The organism is Halobacillus sp. (assembly GCF_049282395.1).
Taxonomy (GTDB): Bacteria; Bacillota; Bacilli; order Bacillales; family Halobacillaceae; genus Halobacillus.
The window spans coordinates 1-19,406 of the sequence record NZ_JBAPTY010000076.1 but is presented as its reverse complement, the minus strand read 5'-3'; the positions used below and the strand labels follow the sequence as shown (position 1 = coordinate 19,406).

Below are 19,406 nucleotides of genomic sequence, written 5' to 3'. Positions count from 1 at the left end.
TCTTTAGTAGGTCCGGGCGTATCTTTATGAAATTCCTTTAATACTTCGTCAGGAAGCTGGAGTTGAAACTGACCGTCATTATATTCGTCTTTTAATAGAAGCAAATAGAAAGTTTCCTGTGGTGAAAGTTTAGCTGTGTATCTATCGTCTTGGAAGAGAGCCTGGCCGCTGATCATTGCTTTTTCATCTTTAGTAGACAGCAACGGGAGAGTCGGATCTATTCCCGCATCGCGATAGTCATGCATGAAGGTTCGGATGGTTGCATCTGGAAGTACATCATGATCTACGCTTTTTTTAATCATTTTCTTAATATATTCCCCTGAATTTGAACTTTCTTTGGAGTCATTTATCTTCAACAAATCAGCCGTGGGCACCTCGCTCACTCCTAACAGACCCATATCGGATACTTTGGCATCTCTTTCCAATGTATCCATATACTTAGTCATTCCTTTGGATGCTAACTGATCCTGAAAAAGTTCCAGCCTTACTTGACCAGATACTAATCGATGGCTCGTCATTCTGTTCGCCTCAAACCGGAGTCCTTTCGAGGTAGCTGCTTCACTGGTGACGACTTGTGAAGGACTTGTAGTAGATGGATCGAATTGATACATAACCATTGTCCCTCTTATAGAGTCTTCTCCTGCCATGTCGTAACCTACGGCTGTAATGATACCTAATTGCTCAATATAACTTTTGGGGATACAGCCGCTGCACATAAAAGCGAGAAAGATGATCAGGGTTATTCTCTTCCAGTTCATAATGAATTTTCCTTCCTGAATCTGTTTCTAATGAGCACGAGTGGATAGAGAATCACCGGATAAACAAACACCAGCCAGAAACCAAGAGTGGAAGTCCAGTCGGTTAACTGATTAATGTGGACGCGGTATTCGATAAGAATGGAAGTCACCAACAATAAAAGAGCCACGCCATATAAACTTGGTTTCTCGGGCAGTTGAAACAGGCGTTTTAACGATTGAATCAAAGCCCAGCAGAACAATACAATATTTGGGATAATTACCATCATCCAGAAAGCAATGGCGATAAAATCGAATCGCTCCAAGACAGGGTAGCTGATAATTTTAAATAACGAAAGGGTGGCCCAGACGGTTTCTTTAAGCTGTTCCGGGCTGAAGTAACCGATGGACACAACGGTTACAAGCAATATTAAAAAGGTGGTTAACGCTAAGCCGGCATGAACCGGAAGCGCAATGTTCTCTTTGTTTTTAATATAAGGATAAACGAAAAATAAAATCTCCAGTCCAAGTACAGAATAGGCTGTTTTATAACCCCCTTTCAAAAGGTCATATCCACCTGTCTGAAGAATCGGAGTAAAATGATCCCAATCCATATAACTAATTGGTTGTGCGAGGGTAAACACCATCCATATAGTTAATAGAAAAAAGATAAAGCTCGTTCCAACAACCACTCGAAACCCGCCAAGAACGGCGTAGATCATAAGGGAAAGTAAAAACCCGCTCATAAGCCATAATGGAATCTCCGGAAAAATAAATACTTGGACGACCTCTATATAATTCTTTATGACGCTTAAAAGAATAAAAAAGAGATAGATGACGTACACGATTCCCAATGTTTTCCCCAGCCACCTTCCAAATACATCGCACTGAATCCCAATAATGTCCGCATTGTCATACTTTCTTAAAATTAAGATCATAATCCAGGCTACAAAATGGAGGTAAATACCAGCTAATAAAATAGCAATCCATGAATCAGCTCCCGCTTCTGTAAAAATGACACGAGGGACTCCCATAAGCCCTGCACCAATCTGTAACGTATGCACGATGAAAAAAAGATAAAAGGCTTCTACGGCTTTATCTGGCTTAATAATTAAATTGGTATTCATGAAGGATCCACATCTTTTTTCTCACCCGCTTTAAGCTGGTCATAGCGTGTCGTATCATCAGGCATGACATTCAATGGACGGGCATTATTTTTTTGAAAAGGAAGCCTTATAAGAGAATCATTGATGTCCTTCCATTGGAACGGATATATAGGAGAAAGGTAAGGTCTTCCGAGTGATTTTTGTTTTAATAAGTGGATGATGATAAAACTGAGTGCAAACGTGATGCCTATCAATCCCCATGCACCAGCAAGGATAATCATTGGAAAGCGAATGATCCGTATCGCTGTCCCCATTAAATAGCTCGGAGCTGTAAAGGAAGCTAGTGCGCTGAGCGCAATAATGATGATCAGAATGTTACTGGTGAAACCGGCTTTCACAGCTGCTTGTCCTAGTACAATACCGCCCACAATACCCATGGTCTGACCGACTTTTGTCGGAAGACGGGCTCCGGCTTCGCGTAACAGTTCAATGAGCATCTCCAGCAGCAAAGCCTCCAAAACAGGTGGAAAAGGTACCATGGCGCGCGACTGCCCGAGTGAAACAAGCAGAGAAGTTGGGATGACTTCATAATGGTAAGTGAGTGCAGCTACATACATAGGTGTAAGAATAATGGAAAGAGCCATAGCGATAAATCGCAAAAGTCTTATGAAGCTCCCCATATTCCAGCGCATATATAAGTCTTCGGTAGATTCAAAAAAACTAAACAGCGTCATTGGACCAATGAGAGCTGTTGGACTTTTATCCACAAGCACACCCACCCGCCCCTTGGAGATGGAGTTGCAGAAGCGGTCGGGAAGCTCAGTATTGATAAGCTGTGGAAATATGGAGCTTGAGGAATCTTCAATTAACTGCCCGAGCACACTAGTATCTTCTACTTCCGCTACCTTTAAGTCTGTAATTCTTTGACGCATGGTATCCACATTTTCTTCATTGGCGAGTGATTTAAGATAAACAACTCTTACTTCACTTTTAATCCGCTCACCCACAATAAGTTTTTCAACGACTAAATCATCCGTGTCCAGACGCCAACGAATGACATTTAAGTTGGTAACAAGAGACTCTGTAAACGCGATTTGCGGACCGAAGACAAGAGATTCTGTTTCCGCGCGGTCGAGCGGCCGTGATTCCTGCTGAGGAAGCAGAAAAGCAACAGCTTTTTTTTCGCCAGGAATGTAAACGACCACATTTCCGTGGATAATGTGCTCAGCAATCTTGTCCATTGAAGAAACGGACTGGGAAGAAGCGAGAGGAATATTGTTTTGAAGATCATGAACCGACCATGGTTTTTCAGACTTCGTCAAAGGTTCGAGCAGTTCTCTTTCCAGTCGGTCTTTCCTAATTTGATAGGAAATGAAATGAATAACGACTTCCTGTCCTTTTATATGGAATACTTTTTGAACGAGGTCCGGACTCTCATTAAATTGTTGTTTTAAAGTATTCAGATAGTTATCCAGCTGTAACGGAAGTGTCGAATGCTCCATTGTCTTCCCTCCTTTTATAACGTGTAATTAGTATGCGAAAAAAAGGGCACATTATTAACAAATTGCCATTTGTGGGTTGGATGGAAGGGAGGCTGCGTATGAATCTCCAATTAATAGAAGTTTATATTCCGGATCATCATTTTGAGTCCATTCATGAGAAGCTTAAGGAACATGATCATCAATCGTTTTGGGTGTCCAGTGAGTCTGAAGAGCGGACTCTAGTCCGGATTCTCGTTAAAACGAGCGGCGTAGAAGAAATTCTTGATTATCTGGAAGAAGTCTCGAACGTAGTAGAAGGTTTTGAGACCATGCTCATCCCTGTTCAAACTTATTTATCGAAAGAAACCCTCCATAAAGAGTCGAAAAAAGCAAAGGAAGATGAGGAGTCTGAGAAAGAACAGGCACTTCTGTTAAGAGCCAGTCGTCATGAACTGTTGAATTATGTTGAAAAAAACAGTCAGATCAATTTGAATTACTCGCTTATGATCATATTGTCCGCTATTGTAGCGACGGTTGGATTTTTGAAAGACAGCGAGGCTGTAGTGATCGGGGCGATGGTGATCGCTCCCATGATCGGTCCGGTCATCGCCATTGCGTTTTCATCTATTTTGGGAGATTATAAGCTGCTTTGGAAATCAGTGGTGACCTCTATCTATGGGGTAGCGATTGTATTAATCGTCTCGGTGCTTTTTGGGTATTTCACGGATATGGGAATGGGAACGGATCAGTACTTGGATCGTACTAAAGTTACAATAGTGGATATTTTTCTTGGAGTGGCCTCCGGGGCTGCAGGGGCGCTGGCCTTCCTGAACCGCCTCTCTGGTAATCTTGTAGGGGTGATGGTAGCTGTTGCTTTGCTGCCGCCGAGTGTGGCTCTTGGTATGTCTTTCGGCAATGGATCTTACATGAATGCGTATGGAGCTTTTTTACTTGTCGTCGTCAATATTATGTCGATTTTACTTGCGGCTGTTACCATATTTTCGATCAGCGGCATACGCCCTGTCCGCTGGGAAGCCGTAAAAAGGGCAAACGTATCACGCCCTTTGTCCATTGTTTTTGTCTTTGTTATTGTGGCAGCTCTTGCGCTGGTTCTGCTTTTAGGAAAGGATGTTAACGTCCGGTGAAACACGCTTAAAATAATGTTTTTACAAAACTTTTTAAATAGACCATTGAATTAATTTTTTGAAAATTATATAATTAATAATCATTTACACTAAAGGAGGTCACGACGATGGAAAACGTATATGCACAGCAAATCACTAATTTCATACTTGTCGTGGCCGACAGGGACGTTTGATAAACGACCTTATCTCAGGAGAATGAGTGATTACGTGGGCCGCGTAAATACGTGCCCCCTATTTAGTATGTATATGTTAAGCATACGTCGTAGCCGGCGTATGCTTTTTTTGTTGTTGTACAGGTGAACAAGCGCCTGTTTAACATAAATAAAAGAATCAAGGAGGTACTTATGAAATGGAAACCACAGTGATAAGAAAAGAATGGAACGAAGATTGGAAAGAAAGCGGCTAGCAAGGAAAGAATGAAAGGACGTGTCAGACATGTTTAGTGTACTCGTAAAATTGCGATGGTTTTTTAAAACTTATTGGAAACGGTATTCGTTTGCTATTTTAGCGCTGATCGTCGTTAGTGCCATTGATCTTCTTCCTCCAAAGCTGGTAGGAATGGCGATTGATGAAATTCAATTCAACACACTTACCCCGGAACGGTTAGGAGAAATTATCCTGTTCTATGGCGGGATCATTGTTGCCAGTTACTTATTGTCCTATTTATGGGACTATACGCTCTTCAGCGGGGCGATGATTATGGAAAAAACCATGCGCTCAAGACTAATGAACCACTTTTTAAGAATGACTCCTGCTTTTTTCGGTAAAAACCGAACCGGAGACTTGATGGCAAGAGCCACAAACGATTTAAAAGCGCTCACCATGACAGCTGGTTTCGGAATATTAACCCTAATTGATTCCACCGTTTTTATGTTTATGATTATCGCTATGATGGGATTTACAATCAGCTGGAAACTTACATTGGCTGCGCTTCTTCCACTGCCAATTATGGCTGTTGCGATGAACAAATATGGTAAAGTCATTCATGAACGCTTTACGGAAGCTCAGACGGCTTTTGGAGAGATGAATAACAATGTTCTGGAATCGGTGCGGGGCGTCCGGGTGATCCGGGCTTTTGTCCAAGAACGAAATGAAGATCACCGTTTTCAGAAGATGACAGAAGAAGTGTATGACAAAAATGTGGAAGTGGCAAAAATTGAGGCCCTGTTTGAACCTACTATTCAAATCCTTGTCGGCCTTTCCTATACGATAGGACTTGGGTATGGAGCTGCCCTTGTGTTTCAAAATGTTATGACGCTTGGAGAACTGGTTTCCTTCAATGTCTATCTCGGGATGTTAATCTGGCCCATGTTTGCGGTCGGGGAATTAATTAATGTCCTGCAGAGAGGAAACGCTTCCCTGGACCGGGTCAATGAGACGCTTGATTATCAACCGGATATAATGAATCCTTCCAACCCCCGGAATGTGAACAGGCCGGAGCAAATTATATTTAAAGAGGTAAGCTTTCAGTACCCTCAATCGGAAGCTGCAGAATTAAAAAACGTGAGTGTAGCGATCGAACGCGGTCAGACGATCGGTATTGTAGGTAAAACAGGAGCGGGTAAGACCACCTTTTTCCGTCAGCTGCTTAGAGAATATCCAGGGCTTGAAGGAGAACTTTTGATCAACGGCACAGATCTTCATCTACTTGATCTTGGTACTACACGCTCCTGGATTGGCTACGTGCCCCAGGATCAGGTCCTGTTTTCTAAAACCGTTCGAGAAAACATTCAATTCGGTAAGGCAGGGGCGACGGATGAGGAGATCTACCGGGTATTAAAACTGGCATATTTTCTGGAGGATATTAAGAACCTGCCAGCTGGACTGGATACAAAAGTCGGGGAAAGCGGCGTCACTCTTTCCGGCGGTCAGAAGCAGAGAGTCTCAATTGCCCGCGCATTCATTATGAACCCCGAGATTTTAATTCTTGATGATGCAATGTCTGCAGTAGATGGAAAAACCGAGGCTAATATTATTGAGCATTTACGGAAGGAAAGACAAGGAAAGACTACTCTGATTGCTGCTCATCGTTTGTCTGCTGTAACCCATGCAGACCATATTATTGTTCTGGAGGAAGGGCGCATCGCAGAAGAAGGAACACATGAAGAGCTGATTAAACAGGGAGGCTGGTACCAAACTCAATATGAACGCCAGCAGTTAGAAGAGGAGGTGGAGGAATGAAAGGAAAACATTCCACGACCGAACGCAAATTGTTCCGATATGCGTTACATTTCAAAAAGAACATTCTCATTGGTCTGATATGTCTCGTTATAGCTGTAGCTCTTGAACTCACGGGGCCATTCATAGCCAAACGTTTGATCGATGAACACATCGTGGGGATAGAAGATCAGTGGCATCGGGTAGAGTCAGCTGATGATTATACGGTTCGTTACGAAGCGCGTCTTTACAAGCGCGATGACCGTCTGGAAGAGGGAGAGGAAATCAGTGGAACGGCAACGATTTTACAAGTAGGACGCTCGTACTACTTCATTCCAGAGGAAGTTCCGTCTAGCGGCAATCGCTCCATTGAGAATAACAGGATACGAATAGAGACTGCGAATGAAACATACACGGCTGATGCAGAATCATTATCGCTGCAACAACTCTTCCGCTTCTTTAAGCCGGAAATTCCGTCTATTTACTGGCTGCTTGGCATTTATGTTGGATTGCTATTTATTGCGGCCTTTTTCCAGTTCACTCATACCTTTCTCCTGCAACGATCGTCAAACCGGATTATTCGTAAGATGAGGGATGATTTATTCACGCACATTCAGAAGCTTCCAGTACGGTATTTTATCAATCAGCCGGCTGGTAAAATTGTAGCACGAGTGACAAATGATACCGAATCGATTCGAGAGCTGTATGTAAAAGTACTGGCTACCTTTGTGACCAGCTTTTTCTATATGCTGGGAATTTATGTAGCCCTGTTTTTATTAGATGTTAAGTTAGCCCTTATGTGTTTGCTGCTGGTTCCGATTATTTATGGCTGGATGAGAATGTATAAGCATTTCGGCGGTAAGTACAATACAGTCGTGCGATCTACGGTAAGCGATATGAATGGCAATATTAATGAAGCCATTCAAGGAATGTCCATTATTCAAGCATTCAGACAGGAAAAGCAGACTTCGGATGAGTTTGAGAGTTTAAATGAACGGCATTTCAGTTATCAGAGGAAACTGGTTCGATTAAGTGCGCTCACTTCATTTAATCTTGTTAATGTTCTGCGTAATATCGCTTTCGTAGGCTTCCTTTGGTATTTTGGATCCCAGTCTTTTGGAGCTGAAGGAATCGTTACTGTGGGAGTGCTATACGCTTTTGTGGACTATTTAAATCGGCTTTTCCAGCCTGTGACCGACCTGGTAAACCAGCTTCCTCAATTGGAAGAAGCCCGGGTAGCAGCTGGTCGTGTATTTGAGTTGTTGGAAGAGGAAGGGGAAGAAAGAAACAGTAGTGAAGTCGCACGCTATCGCGGCCAAATCGCGTTTGATCACGTTTCGTTTGCCTATGAAGATGATAATTTTGTATTAAAGGATATTCATTTTCAAGTGAAGCCTGGACAGACGGCTGCTTTTGTTGGCCATACAGGGTCCGGTAAAAGCTCTATTATGAACTTGCTGTTTCGGTTCTATGATCCACAAATAGGTCAAGTAACAATTGATGGACACCCAACGACCGAATGGTCACGTCAGCAAGTCCGAAGTCATATGGGAATAGTTCTGCAGGATCCGTTCATCTTTACAGGGACAATTTTGTCGAATGTAACGATGAACGATGACCGTATTTCCCGGGAAATGGCTATAGAATCGTTAAAAGCTGTTGGAGCGGATCGTTTTATTGAGAAGCTACCTGAGCAATATGATGCTCAGGTAAAGGAAAAAGGCGGTTCCTTGTCTATGGGGGAAAGACAGCTGATCTCCTTTGCCAGAGCGCTGGCTTTTGACCCTGCGATTCTGATCCTGGATGAGGCTACGGCGAATATTGATACAGAAACGGAGCAAATGATCCAGAAAGCATTAGAAGTTTTGAAGAAAGGGCGGACCACGCTGGTTATCGCGCACCGTCTATCCACAATTCAGCGGGCAGATCAAATATTTGTATTAAATCATGGTACAATGGTGGAGCAGGGAACGCATGAAGAACTGGTCGCTCTTGGAGGACAGTACTTCCAAATGTACCGTATGCAGCAGGGTTCATCAAAAGTCAGTGCCATGTAGTTTCAATTCTCCTGTCTTAAGGGGGACCGCTCGTGAATGATCGCGAAGACGATAAGCATGATATTATAGATGAAGATTTGTACGAAGAAATAGACGATGAAGAGTTATATGAACTGGTTCAGGAAGAAAGACAAAAGGCGTACGAAAGAGAACGTTTAAAAAAAGAAGAATTAAAAAGCCGACGTCCTTTTCCAAAATGGATCTTTTGGTTGATTGCTATCATGATGGTCACAAATATTGTAGCTGTACTGCCCAATACGTTTTCCATTCCGGCCGTAGATTTTCTAATGACCTCTGCCAAGCTCTCATCTGATGAGCAGGTGAAGGAATATAAACAATCGGTAGTTGTGGTGGAAGCAGGGCAAAGTAAAGGAACAGGGTTTGCCATTAAGGAAGACGGAACCATTCTTACGAACCATCATGTAATTGAGGATGAAAAACGGATCTCGGTAGCTTTTCCTGAGCAGGGACTGTATCAAGCAGAGGTTGTGGAGCAGTATCCTGAAGTAGATTTAGCTGTGCTGAAAGCAGATGGAGAAGACTTTCCCCATTTAGATCTGGCTGATGAAACGGTCTTTGAAGAAAATGATCATGTTTACTTCATTGGAAATCCTCTGCGGTTTACTGGAATTGCGAATCAGGGCACCGTGATTGGATACAAGAATCTGAGTGATTGGAATCAGCCTGTACTCATGCTGGACGCTCCGATTTACAAAGGAAACTCGGGGAGTCCAGTCATTAATGAATCAGGAGAAGTTATTGCGGTAGTTTTTGCAACATTGCATGATGACGCAGAAGGAAGAGTAGGGCTTGCTGTGCCAATTGATTATTATTATGAAAAAAGTGCTGCCAAAAATTAACCCTTTGGCGGCACTTTTTTGTCGTCTACTTTATTTCCGATAACAGGAATTGGATTGAAATGAAGAAGTTCAGCAAAATGGATAACGTTGTAAGTCATTCTTACGACTTCTTCTTCAATGCAATCCCATTCACTTTGAGCGGGGTTTTCCAGCTTTTCATTACAGATAGCACTGGCATGAGGCGGTAAAGTGTAGCCAAGCATCGATAGGCGGTAATGGATGGATTGAGCTGCCAATTGAGCTCCTCCGTCTCCGCCATCTGCGACGATGACTCCTCCAACTTTATTATAGAAGATGCCTTGTCCCTTTCGATTTTTAAGCTGATGGTATCCCTGAAGTCTCTCTAATATTAAAGAGGCCAGACTGCTTTTGTCACCCATAGCAATCGGTGTAGCCAAAAGTAGAATATCAGCTCCCAGTATCTTCTCGAATACAAAAGGCCAATCATCTTCATTATCTAACTGGTCTGTAATTCCGAAGTTAATATGGAAATCCCTTAAGTGGATTCGTTCCACATCAATTTCTTCCCGTTGAAATATTTGAGCGGATTCATGGAGGAGTTTTTCGGTATCTGTTTCTTTTGTGCCTTTTTCTAAACTGCAATTTAATAATACGGCTTTCATTTGTTGAATCCTCCTTTTTATTTGCGCTCTACACAACAGGTTTAACCTACTCCAGCTATATGTAAACCTGACTAATTGTGTTTTTTATCATAGGAATTTAGACACATTGGTATACATTTTAATTCATTTTATATTGAAAGCCCTGGTGTGTATAGTCCATTCGTTATATTTTTTGAAATGTAGATTTAATAAAATGTAAACCTGATGTGGTAGACCCATGCCCCTATATTCAGTACAATAGTCATGGTTAATAACATATCTTTAAAATACAGGTTTGGATGGCGGACGAATAAACGGCTTTTGGCAATATTGGTTGCTCCTGCTTTGTAACACAATTGAAATATTTTTTAATAAAAACACCCAAAAACTCTGTTTTGAATTCGAAACTATTAATGGCTGGAGGTGGTGAAGGTTGATCAAACGTCTATTGCGCAAAAAAGACACCTCCCTTGATGCACAGATTGAATCCGTTAAACAGGGGGACGAGGAAGCTAGAAACGAGATCCTCAAGCAGTATCAACCTTTTATTGCCAAAAGTGTTTCTGAAGTATGTAAAAGATATATAGATCCCGGCAAAGACGATGAATTCAGTATTGGTTTATCGGCGTTTAACGAAGCCATCCAAGCGTATTCCTGTGATAAAGGCAGTTCCTTTCTTTCTTTTGCCCGTCTCGTAATCAAACGGAAAGTAATTGATCACATCCGTAATGAAAGAAAATATCCCCTGGCTGTTTCTCTCGATGAACTTAATCATGAGGAAGAGCAAATGGAGAATCCTTCTGAGGTGGCAGCAGCGAGAGAACGCCATCAAATGGAGAAAGAGGCATGGTATAGACGTGAAGAAATTCACGAATTCAAAGAGCAGTTAAAGAAGTATAACTTGTCTCTTGATGATTTAGTGGATGCTTCGCCCAAGCATAAGGATGCACGAGATTCAGCTGTGCAAACGGCACGAATCGTTTATCACCATAAGGAGCTTAGGGAGCAAGTCCTTTATAAAGGACGCCTTCCTATGAAAGAACTGGTACGTGAAGTGGATGTGAGTAAAAAAACGCTTGAAAGAAACCGAAAATTCATTATTGCCTTAGTTCTCATCTTTGACGGAGATTATATATATCTCAACGACTACCTGAAAGGGGTGGGGGTGTGAGAAAAGGCATTGTCATGGAGCAAAAAAAAGGATATACCATTGTGATGACACATGATGGAAACTTTCACCGTGCGCTTCGCCTCCATGAAGCCGAAGTCGGCATGGAAGTCCATTTTCAGGCGATCTCAAACAACAAACACCTTCGCCCATTGGGATGGTTATCCATCATAGTTCCATGGAAAGCAGGCATCATGGCTTTGGTACTGGTTCTCGCCTGCCTGCCATTTTATATAAAATATGGAAGCAGTCAGGCTTATGCATATGTAAATATAGATATTAATCCAAGTCTGGAATTAAAATTAAACGAACAACTGCAAGTCATACAGATTACCCCTCGTAATGAGGATGCTGAGAAATTAATGGATATGCTAACAGATTGGAAGAAAAAAGATGTTTCAGAAGTAGCGTTTGAAATGATTAACATCAGCAAGGAAAATGGTTGGATGAATCAACAGAAACAAGTTCTGATTGGTATTAGTTATTTAAAAACTAATCCAACAGCGAGCTTGGCCAAACGGATGGAACATGAACTGTCAGATCGGGCAAAGGATTTATCAGTGGCAGCATATAATCTCCCAGCATCCCTTCGTGAACAAGCGCTCGAAGCGAACCAATCAGTCAATGAGTGGGTAGCAAATCAATTAAGCAAAAAACAGTCAGATATAAAAGGTGCTAATTCCATAGATTTAATGTCCGAAGAAAAAGAAATGATTCGATCTTTTTTTGAAGAATCATCAAAACGTGAATCCAGTGAGAATAACAGTTCTTCAAGTTTAAAAAACATTGAAGCTCATAGAGAAGAACCATCTACGACTACCGATAAAAAATCGGTTAACTCCAACGAGAACAAGAATGTTAACCATTCTTCTGATTCTTCACAGAGTTCTTCGCGAGATCAACGCGGATCAACTGACAAAAAGAATAGAGATACCAACAACCCTCCTCCTTCAAACTTGACTAAAGATAAACCTGAGAAGGTGGATCAGACGGTTAACTCAGAAGATGATTCTTCGGAAGAAAAGAAAAAAGACGAGCCCAAATCAAATTCTGGTCAATCGAAGGATAAACGGGAGAAACCATCTTCGAAAGATAAGAAGAAGGATAAGCCGAAATCAAATCCAGTTCAATCGAAGGGTAAACCGGAGAAACAGTCTTCGAAAGATAAAAAGAAAGACAAGCCGAAATCCAGTCCAGGTCTATCGAAGGATAAACCGGAGAAACAGTCTTCGAAAGATAAGAAGAAGGACAAGCCAAAATCAAATTCTGGTCAACCGAAAGAGAAGACGGATAAGCAGTCCTCAGAAGATAAGAAGGAGGACAAGCCGAAATCAAATCCAGTTCAATCGAAGGATAAACCGGAAAAACAATCTTTGAAAGATAAAAAGAAAGACAAGTCGAAGTCAAATCCTGGTCAATCTAAAAAAAAGTCTGATAAAGCGTCTTCAGAAGATAATAACAAGGGAAAATCGCAATCAAACCCTGGTCAATCAAACGCAAAAACAGAGAAGAAATCGTTGGAATCTCAGAAAGAGAAGAAGGCGAAGAAACATAAAAACGCAGGTGAAAAAGCATCCTAGAGAGTCTAGGGTGTTTTTTTATTGGATTAAACGTGAATATAAAGGTAGTGTAAAGAAAAGGAGTGGTTTATAGCATGGGAAAACAATATCTTGGAGTTAAGGACGGCCGATTAGCTGAATGTCCTAATTCTCCGAACTGCGTTTCAACTCAAACTGATCAATCAGATAAACAGATGGAACCTTTACCGTTTCATGGAGATTTGAATTCAACGAAAGAAACACTGAAAAAAGTCTTGCAGGAAATGGAGAGAACCAAAGTAGAAATTGAAGAAGAACATTACATTCACGCTCTTGTGGTTACAAAGCTTTTACGATTCAAGGACGATGTAGAGTTTTACTTAGATGACTCAAGTCAGCAGGTGCATTTCCGCTCAGCTTCTCGCACGGGTTATTCTGATATGGGAGTGAACCGAAAACGAATGAAAGCTTTCGCTGAGGCTTATTATGGATATGTGGAGAAGGAGGCGCGCTCATGAGTTATGATTATCAAATCGCCGTTATAGGCGGAGGGTCAGGTGGTCTGACTGTGGCTGCCGGAGCAGCAAGTTTTGGAGCGTCCGTTGCTCTTATTGAGAGAAAGAGTGAACTTGGAGGGGACTGTCTGCATTATGGCTGTATGCCTTCTAAGGCCATGATAGAAGCAGCCAGGGAAGTCCACCAGGCCGGACAGTATTCCGACTTCACTGAATCGGACTATGACCGCTTGTTTACAAGTGCGATGGAACGAGTGGCGGAAGCCGTGCAAGACGTACAGAACCACGACTCCAAAGATCGCTTCATCAAGCTTGGAATTGATATTTACGAAGCAGAAGCCCAATTTATAGACGAGCATACATTACGAGTGGGAGAAGAAACCATTTCAGCGAAACGTTTTGTTATTGCTACAGGTTCTTCTCCCATGGTGCCACCAATCCAAGGTATAGACAGTATCGATTACATCACAAACGAATCCATATTTTCTTTACGAAAAAGGCCGGCTTCACTCGGTGTGATCGGAGGAGGTATCATTGGCTCGGAACTCGCTCAGGCGATGTCCCGTTTAGGAGTAGAGGTTACGGTCGTTGAAGGTGGGCAACAGATTTTAGCCAAAGAAGATAAGGAAATTGCTGAACTGGCTGAAGGGTTGTTATCCGAGGAAATGAATGTCATAACTGGGGCAAAGGTGGATCGTCTTGAATCTACGAATGAAGGCGTGAAAATTAATTATACGATGGACGGATCCACAAATTCGCTAAACGTTGAAAAGTTATTAGTAGCGACGGGACGAAAAGCGAATATAGATGGACTCGGTCTAGAACAGGCTGGTGTTGAAACTTCCAATGGTTCGATTGCTGTGGATGCTGCAATGCGAACGACTCAGCGTCATATTTACGCGGTTGGAGACTGTAATGGTTCCATGCCGTTCACTCATGTAGCGGGTATGGAAGGAAAAATTGCTGTTTCCAATGCTGTATTTGGTTTATCCAGGAAAGCATCTTATGAAAGAGTGCCCTGGGTAGTATATACAGCTCCAGAGATTTATCATCTCGGGCTTACAGAAGAGGAAGCAAAAGATCAGTACGGTGAAAAACTCTTGACCTTTAAGACAAAACTTGCCGATAATGATCGCTTTATGGCTGAGCGTCATACCGAGGGGCTGGTTAAAGTCTTAACGACAAATCGAGGCCGAATTGTCGGAGCTCATGCTATAGGCGAAGGAGCAGGGGAATGGATGCAGGAAATTGGCACTGTTCAGGCCCTGAATAAGAAATTTCAAGCGATCTCCAATATTATTCACCCATACCCAGCAAAAAATAATGCAGTTTCTCAGACCGCAGATTTGTACTGGCGAGAGAAATTATTCGACAGTTCATTAAATGAAGCACTGAAATGGTATGTTCGTAAATTTAGATAAGCTAAAGAGCTGTCCTGTCTTAAGGTCAGCTCCTTTTTTATTATATAGAGCCGTCTTTATACGAAACTGCCCATATGTGATGTTTCGCATAAAGGCGGCTCTGCTTTACCAAAATAATCATAACGCGCATTTCCATGGAACTGATTTATATTACAATGGCTGGGTTAAAAGATTTGTTAATTTAACCAAGTAGTTGTTCCAGAATAGGGCCTGATTGCGGAAGACTCAGTTTCGAGATATTCGAGGTTCGTTGCCAAAAATTTAATAAGGGTGGCTGCGGAAACAACTCGCTGTCCTGCGGACCTGCGTCGTGCAGGGTCGAAAAGCGAAATCTTCCCCTGAAGGACCTTCCTCATAACCCTATATCTCGAAATCAAGTCTTACACAAACGGGAGCTTTTGTGAAAAAATTATGTATGGTGATACTGAAGACGGATTTTTCGGGTTAAGTACGATAGAATTGAGGGAAGAAAGACAATAAGGAGAGGGATAACGTGTCTAAAATAGATTTAACTCAATATGAAAAGAAAATGATTGTACGACATATGCAGGAAAAAGATATAGAGCAGATTTTTGAATTACAGCAAGTCTGCTTTCCTAACATGGAACCTTGGAAACGAGACCATTTGGAGAGTCATTTGAAAATATTTCCGGAAGGGCAGTTTGTTGTAGAATTTGATGGACAAATTATAGGAAGCTGCTCCAGTCTGGTCGTTAATTTTGATGAATATGATGATCGGCATACGTGGGACGACATTACAGACAAGGGCTACATCACCAATCATGACCCGGATGGATACAATCTTTATGGTATTGAAGTCATGGTTCACCCCGGATACCGCGGAATGAAGATTGGCCGCCGTTTATATGAAGCACGTAAAGATTTGGCCAGGGAATTGAACTTGAAGAGCATTATCATAGGAGGAAGGATTCCGAATTATCATAAATATGAGGACGAGATGACCCCGAGGGAATATGTAGAAGAGGTCAGAAGTCAAAGCATTTATGATCCGGTACTTACCTTTCAAATTATGAACGGGTTTACGGTTATGCGTATCAACCCAAACTACTTACCGGACGACGATCTTTCCTCTAAATATGCGACGCTGATGGAATGGAATAATATTGATTACCGCGCACGCACGAAGCGGCATTTTAAAACAAGTAATCCCGTTCGGATTATGGTCATTCAATACATGATGAAAAACATCGACTCTTTTGAAGAATTTAAAAAGCAGTGTGAATATTATGTCGATGTGGCTGCCGATTATGGCAGTGATTTTGCGGTCTTTCCTGAAATTTTCACGACCCAGCTCATGTCATTTTTAGAAGAAAAAGTTCCATCGAAAGCCGTAAGAAGATTATCGGATTACACAGAGGACTATATTGAAATGTTCACCCATCTGGCTGTGAAGTATAATGTGAATATAATCGGAGGCTCTCACTTTGTAGAGGAAGATGAAAAAATCTATAATATATCTTATTTATTCCGAAGAGACGGGACGATTGAGAAACAATATAAAATTCATGTCACCCCGAATGAGCGTACGTGGTGGGGAATTCAACCTGGCGACGCCGTGAAAGTGTTTGATACGGACTGTGGAAAAATCGCCATTCAAATTTGTTATGATATTCAGTTCCCTGAATTGGCCCGGTACGCTGTGGATCAGGGAGCGAACATTATTTTCGTGCCGTTTTGCACGGATGACCGTCAAGGTTACCTGCGGGTTCGTTACTGCGCTCAAGCACGTGCTGTGGAGAACCAGGTGTACACGGTCATATCTGGTACTGTAGGGAACATGACGCAGGTAGAAAATATGGACATCCAGTATGCTCAGTCCGGTATTTTTACTCCATCCGATTTTGAATTTGCACGCGATGGAATTATCGGAGAGTGCAACCCGAACGTAGAAACTGTGGTTGTTGGAGATGTGGACCTGGAGATTTTAAGACGTCAGCGCAAGTCAGGTACGGTAAGACAATTGCAGGATCGCCGGCACGATCTTTTTCAGCTGGACTATAAACTGAAAACAGAAGTTAAGCCGGAAAGGACGTAAAGGAGGAAGGTTCCTTTGTTAAAAGACCAAGTGGCTATAGTAACGGGAGCTTCCCGGGGGATAGGCCGTGAACTGGCTTTCCAATTAGCGGCCAAAGGGGTTAAACTTTCGATTCTTGGCAGTTCTGAAGATATTCACAAGACACGAGAGGATTTAGAGGCTTATGGATATGCAGATATACTTTCATTCACAGCGGACGTGAGCAATGAGAACGATGTGGATCATGTTGTTCAGGCAACGAAAAATGCTTATGGCAGAATCGACATTTTAATCAACAATGCAGGGATGGGGGAAAGCAAACCCGTAGAATCTGTAACCGTCGAAGAATGGAAGAAAACATTTGATATTAATGTACAAGGTGTATTTCTTGCCTCAAAATCCGTGCTTCCGTTTATGAGAAAACAAAAATCGGGTACGATATTGACGGTCGCTTCTGATGTTTCGAGATATACGATTCCTGAGAATGGTTCTCTATACACAGCAACCAAATATGCGGTACAAGGCTTCATGGGATCACTGGCGCAGGAAGTACGCAGCGATGGTATACGTGCGGGTACTATTAATCCTGGTAAAGTGGACACGTACTTTGCAAACACCACTCAAGGAGAACCAAGAAAGTCAGATTGGCTTAAGGTAGAAGATATAGCCCAAGCTATTGTTTATATGCTTGAAGCACCTAAGCATATGGTAATTGATGAGATGCACGTTCATTCGATCCATCAGGAGTATCCAAGAATGTAAAAGAAGCAGAACACGGTCTGCTTCTTTTACATTTATAACCACCTCAGGTCATCCATATTATGGATGACCTGAGGTGGTGAATTTTTACATTTTACAATTTGATTTATCTGAACGCCGGGTAGGCAAGGGTTGTTTGTGCGTGGTCAATATAATTTAACAAAGCTTCATGGGACTCAAGCATCTCGCTTTCATGTCCCGGGTAGTAACTGGCATGCAGAAACGTCTCAATTTTTTTGGATAAAAACTGGTCTCGTGTGCGTACCATAAGGACAAGTAAATCATCCCACTGACCCCAGATCATAAAATGCAGTGCTTTGTCATAATCCTGATAATTCACTGGGTCACATCCTTCTTAAAAGGATTGTTTTTATTGTCTCCTATTCGGGTAAATATCAGTCTGAAAGTTCGTCACAATTTTGGGAAAAACGAGTGGTTTTGAGTTTTTTTCCCACATGCCCTGCTGTGGTTTGTTATGATGGTATAGTAACTTTTAAATGTTCTTAAGGTATATGAAGGGAGATTACAGTGTTGTCCAAGAAACAATGGGAATTTACAAATTTTGGTGGGGTCATCGCCTTTGGGTTATTTTTGCTTTTAAGCTTCGTAACAGCTGAAGCAGATACAGCACACCGTGTGATGGTTTTGTTTTGTGAAGTTATAGGTGCAGCAGTAGTAGTAAACGCATATCTTTCCTTACACCATTTGAATGGGGAAAGAAGGTTTATTCCCTTCTCCATTATGGTTTTTTTAGGTGCTTGGCTGGTTTATGCGATCGGATATGAAATAGGCGTGGAAGCTTCTACGAACAACAAATGGATTTGGTTCTTGTTCTTATACATAGTACTGATAGCCGGTTTTGTTTTATTAAGGAAAATGTATGCTGGACTGACGGGTCCGTTTAAGCTGCTGCCAATATTTTTATTATTTGTTAATGCTATTTTATTCGTCTTCATATTATTTTTTAATATTTGGTGGAGTTTACCATTTTCAGGGTGAAAAGGTCTTTCTTAGAAAGGCCTTTTTATTATGGGGTTTGGAGGTTTATTCCTACAGATGGTTCATCGCATATTTGTTCTTGAATTTCACATACTATGTGTAAGCTGTCTAAGGAGGAATAAACCATGAAAATAAGAGCGTTTGCTATTGGCCTTTTAGCCGCTTCCTCTCTGGTAGCGTGTCAAGCAGAACAGGAAACAGGCACAGGCCAGGATAATTATGAAGGTGTGCAAAACACACGTTTTCAGCGAATGGCCGATAATATGTACGAAGAAGGTAACCGGACAAACCGTTATGACAACGACCGCGGTATGGTTCATAATACGAATTATCACGTCGCTAAAGATGCGGCGGTCAATATTAAGAAAAATGTTAAAGGCGTCGACGAGGCTTACGTATTAAAAACACGTGATAATGCGTATGTGGCAGCAGTTATGGACAATAACAGCGGTGAAGAGAATATGACGGACAAGGTGGAAAAGGATATTACCAAGGCTGTAAAAAATACAGATCAGGATATAAACAATGTTTATGTTTCCACTAATCCCGACTTCATTGATTTAACGAATAATTATGTGAATGACGTGGAAAATGGAAAACCTGTACGTGGCTTTTTCCAGGAGTTCGGTCAAATGGTTAATCGAGTTTTTCCAGAAGCAAAGTAATTTAGATAAACCAGGTGCCTCGTAAGAGGGCCTGGTTTTTTGGTGTGCCCGGCATGGGTATAAACTATAGGGTTCAAGTCCCGATCGGCGAAGGTCGTTGTAGCCGTTAGTCAAAGGCAAGGGTGTCCAGGGTGACCTGGAATCTGAAGGAAGCCGGAGACAAA

Annotated in this window: 17 protein-coding genes; 12 read left to right on the top strand and 5 right to left on the bottom strand. The window is 41.9% G+C overall.

Translation table 11 applies throughout. The features are described from left to right. The 3 genes from WAM07_RS03835 to WAM07_RS03825 all read right to left on the bottom strand — a co-directional run. On the bottom strand, window positions 1-758 hold a 758-nt coding region (locus WAM07_RS03835), incomplete at its 3' end, for a Ger(x)C family spore germination C-terminal domain-containing protein (RefSeq protein ID WP_422164923.1). Beyond that, complete coding sequence (locus tag WAM07_RS03830) at window positions 755-1,861, bottom strand: GerAB/ArcD/ProY family transporter (protein WP_422164922.1); 1,107 nt, start codon at window positions 1,859-1,861, stop codon at window positions 755-757. The genes WAM07_RS03830 and WAM07_RS03835, both read right to left, overlap by 4 nt. After that, a complete protein-coding gene (locus tag WAM07_RS03825) occupies window positions 1,858-3,342 on the bottom strand; it encodes a spore germination protein (RefSeq protein WP_422164920.1) in 1,485 nt (494 codons plus the stop codon). The genes WAM07_RS03830 and WAM07_RS03825 overlap by 4 nt, the downstream gene beginning before the upstream one ends. A 98-nt stretch (window positions 3,343-3,440) precedes the next feature. Between WAM07_RS03825 and WAM07_RS03820 the strand changes: the two genes are divergently transcribed. The 4 genes from WAM07_RS03820 (at window position 3,441) to WAM07_RS03805 (ending at window position 9,540) form a co-directional block, all read left to right on the top strand. Then, window positions 3,441-4,466, top strand: a complete 1,026-nt coding sequence (locus tag WAM07_RS03820; RefSeq protein WP_422164918.1) for a TIGR00341 family protein — start codon at window positions 3,441-3,443, stop codon at window positions 4,464-4,466. Window positions 4,467-4,901: 435 nt separating this feature from the next. Continuing rightward, window positions 4,902-6,647, top strand: coding sequence for an ABC transporter ATP-binding protein (locus WAM07_RS03815; protein ID WP_422164917.1), 1,746 nt, complete (start codon window positions 4,902-4,904; stop codon window positions 6,645-6,647). Continuing rightward, the gene (locus tag WAM07_RS03810; protein WP_422164916.1) at window positions 6,644-8,680 is read left to right on the top strand and encodes an ABC transporter ATP-binding protein; all 2,037 of its coding nucleotides are present in this window, start codon (window positions 6,644-6,646) and stop codon (window positions 8,678-8,680) included. Before WAM07_RS03815 ends, WAM07_RS03810 begins: the two co-directional genes overlap by 4 nt. A gap of 32 nt (window positions 8,681-8,712) precedes the next feature. Beyond that, complete coding sequence (locus WAM07_RS03805; RefSeq protein WP_422164914.1) at window positions 8,713-9,540, top strand: S1C family serine protease; 828 nt, start codon at window positions 8,713-8,715, stop codon at window positions 9,538-9,540. Here the strand turns inward: WAM07_RS03805 and WAM07_RS03800 are convergent. Next, complete coding sequence (locus tag WAM07_RS03800; protein WP_422164912.1) at window positions 9,537-10,163, bottom strand: flavodoxin family protein; 627 nt, start codon at window positions 10,161-10,163, stop codon at window positions 9,537-9,539. The genes WAM07_RS03805 and WAM07_RS03800 overlap by 4 nt on opposite strands. Window positions 10,164-10,575: 412 nt before the next feature. On the opposite strand from WAM07_RS03800, the gene sigI reads away from it, so the two are divergent. The 6 genes from sigI to WAM07_RS03770 all read left to right on the top strand — a co-directional run bounded on the left by sigI (window position 10,576) and on the right by WAM07_RS03770 (window position 17,581). Beyond that, window positions 10,576-11,313, top strand: a complete 738-nt coding sequence (sigI, locus tag WAM07_RS03795; RefSeq protein ID WP_422164910.1) for an RNA polymerase sigma-I factor — start codon at window positions 10,576-10,578, stop codon at window positions 11,311-11,313. Then, complete coding sequence (locus tag WAM07_RS03790; protein ID WP_422164908.1) at window positions 11,310-12,890, top strand: anti-sigma factor domain-containing protein; 1,581 nt, start codon at window positions 11,310-11,312, stop codon at window positions 12,888-12,890. The genes sigI and WAM07_RS03790 overlap by 4 nt, the downstream gene beginning before the upstream one ends. A 74-nt stretch (window positions 12,891-12,964) precedes the next feature. After that, window positions 12,965-13,366, top strand: coding sequence for a DUF1499 domain-containing protein (locus WAM07_RS03785; RefSeq protein WP_422164906.1), 402 nt, complete (start codon window positions 12,965-12,967; stop codon window positions 13,364-13,366). After that, the gene (locus WAM07_RS03780) at window positions 13,363-14,784 is read left to right on the top strand and encodes a dihydrolipoyl dehydrogenase family protein (protein ID WP_422164904.1); all 1,422 of its coding nucleotides are present in this window, start codon (window positions 13,363-13,365) and stop codon (window positions 14,782-14,784) included. The genes WAM07_RS03785 and WAM07_RS03780 overlap by 4 nt, the downstream gene beginning before the upstream one ends. 493 nt (window positions 14,785-15,277) lie before the next feature. Further along, window positions 15,278-16,840, top strand: coding sequence for a GNAT family N-acetyltransferase (locus WAM07_RS03775; protein WP_422164902.1), 1,563 nt, complete (start codon window positions 15,278-15,280; stop codon window positions 16,838-16,840). Between the two features lie 15 nt (window positions 16,841-16,855). Next, window positions 16,856-17,581 (top strand): SDR family oxidoreductase, encoded by a 726-nt coding sequence (locus tag WAM07_RS03770; RefSeq protein WP_422164900.1) that lies wholly within the window; start codon window positions 16,856-16,858, stop codon window positions 17,579-17,581. A gap of 103 nt (window positions 17,582-17,684) precedes the next feature. Here WAM07_RS03770 and WAM07_RS03765 read toward each other — a convergent pair whose 3' ends face one another. Next, window positions 17,685-17,918: a YhdB family protein gene (locus WAM07_RS03765; RefSeq protein ID WP_422164898.1), complete on the bottom strand. Its 234-nt coding sequence runs from the start codon at window positions 17,916-17,918 to the stop codon at window positions 17,685-17,687. A gap of 191 nt (window positions 17,919-18,109) precedes the next feature. On the opposite strand from WAM07_RS03765, the gene WAM07_RS03760 reads away from it, so the two are divergent. Both WAM07_RS03760 and WAM07_RS03755 read left to right on the top strand, forming a co-directional pair. Beyond that, complete coding sequence (locus tag WAM07_RS03760) at window positions 18,110-18,577, top strand: hypothetical protein (protein ID WP_422164896.1); 468 nt, start codon at window positions 18,110-18,112, stop codon at window positions 18,575-18,577. Window positions 18,578-18,702: 125 nt separating this feature from the next. Then, on the top strand, window positions 18,703-19,242 hold the full coding sequence (locus WAM07_RS03755; protein WP_422164894.1) for a YhcN/YlaJ family sporulation lipoprotein: 540 nt from the start codon (window positions 18,703-18,705) through the stop codon (window positions 19,240-19,242). Window positions 19,243-19,406 lie beyond the last annotated feature (164 nt).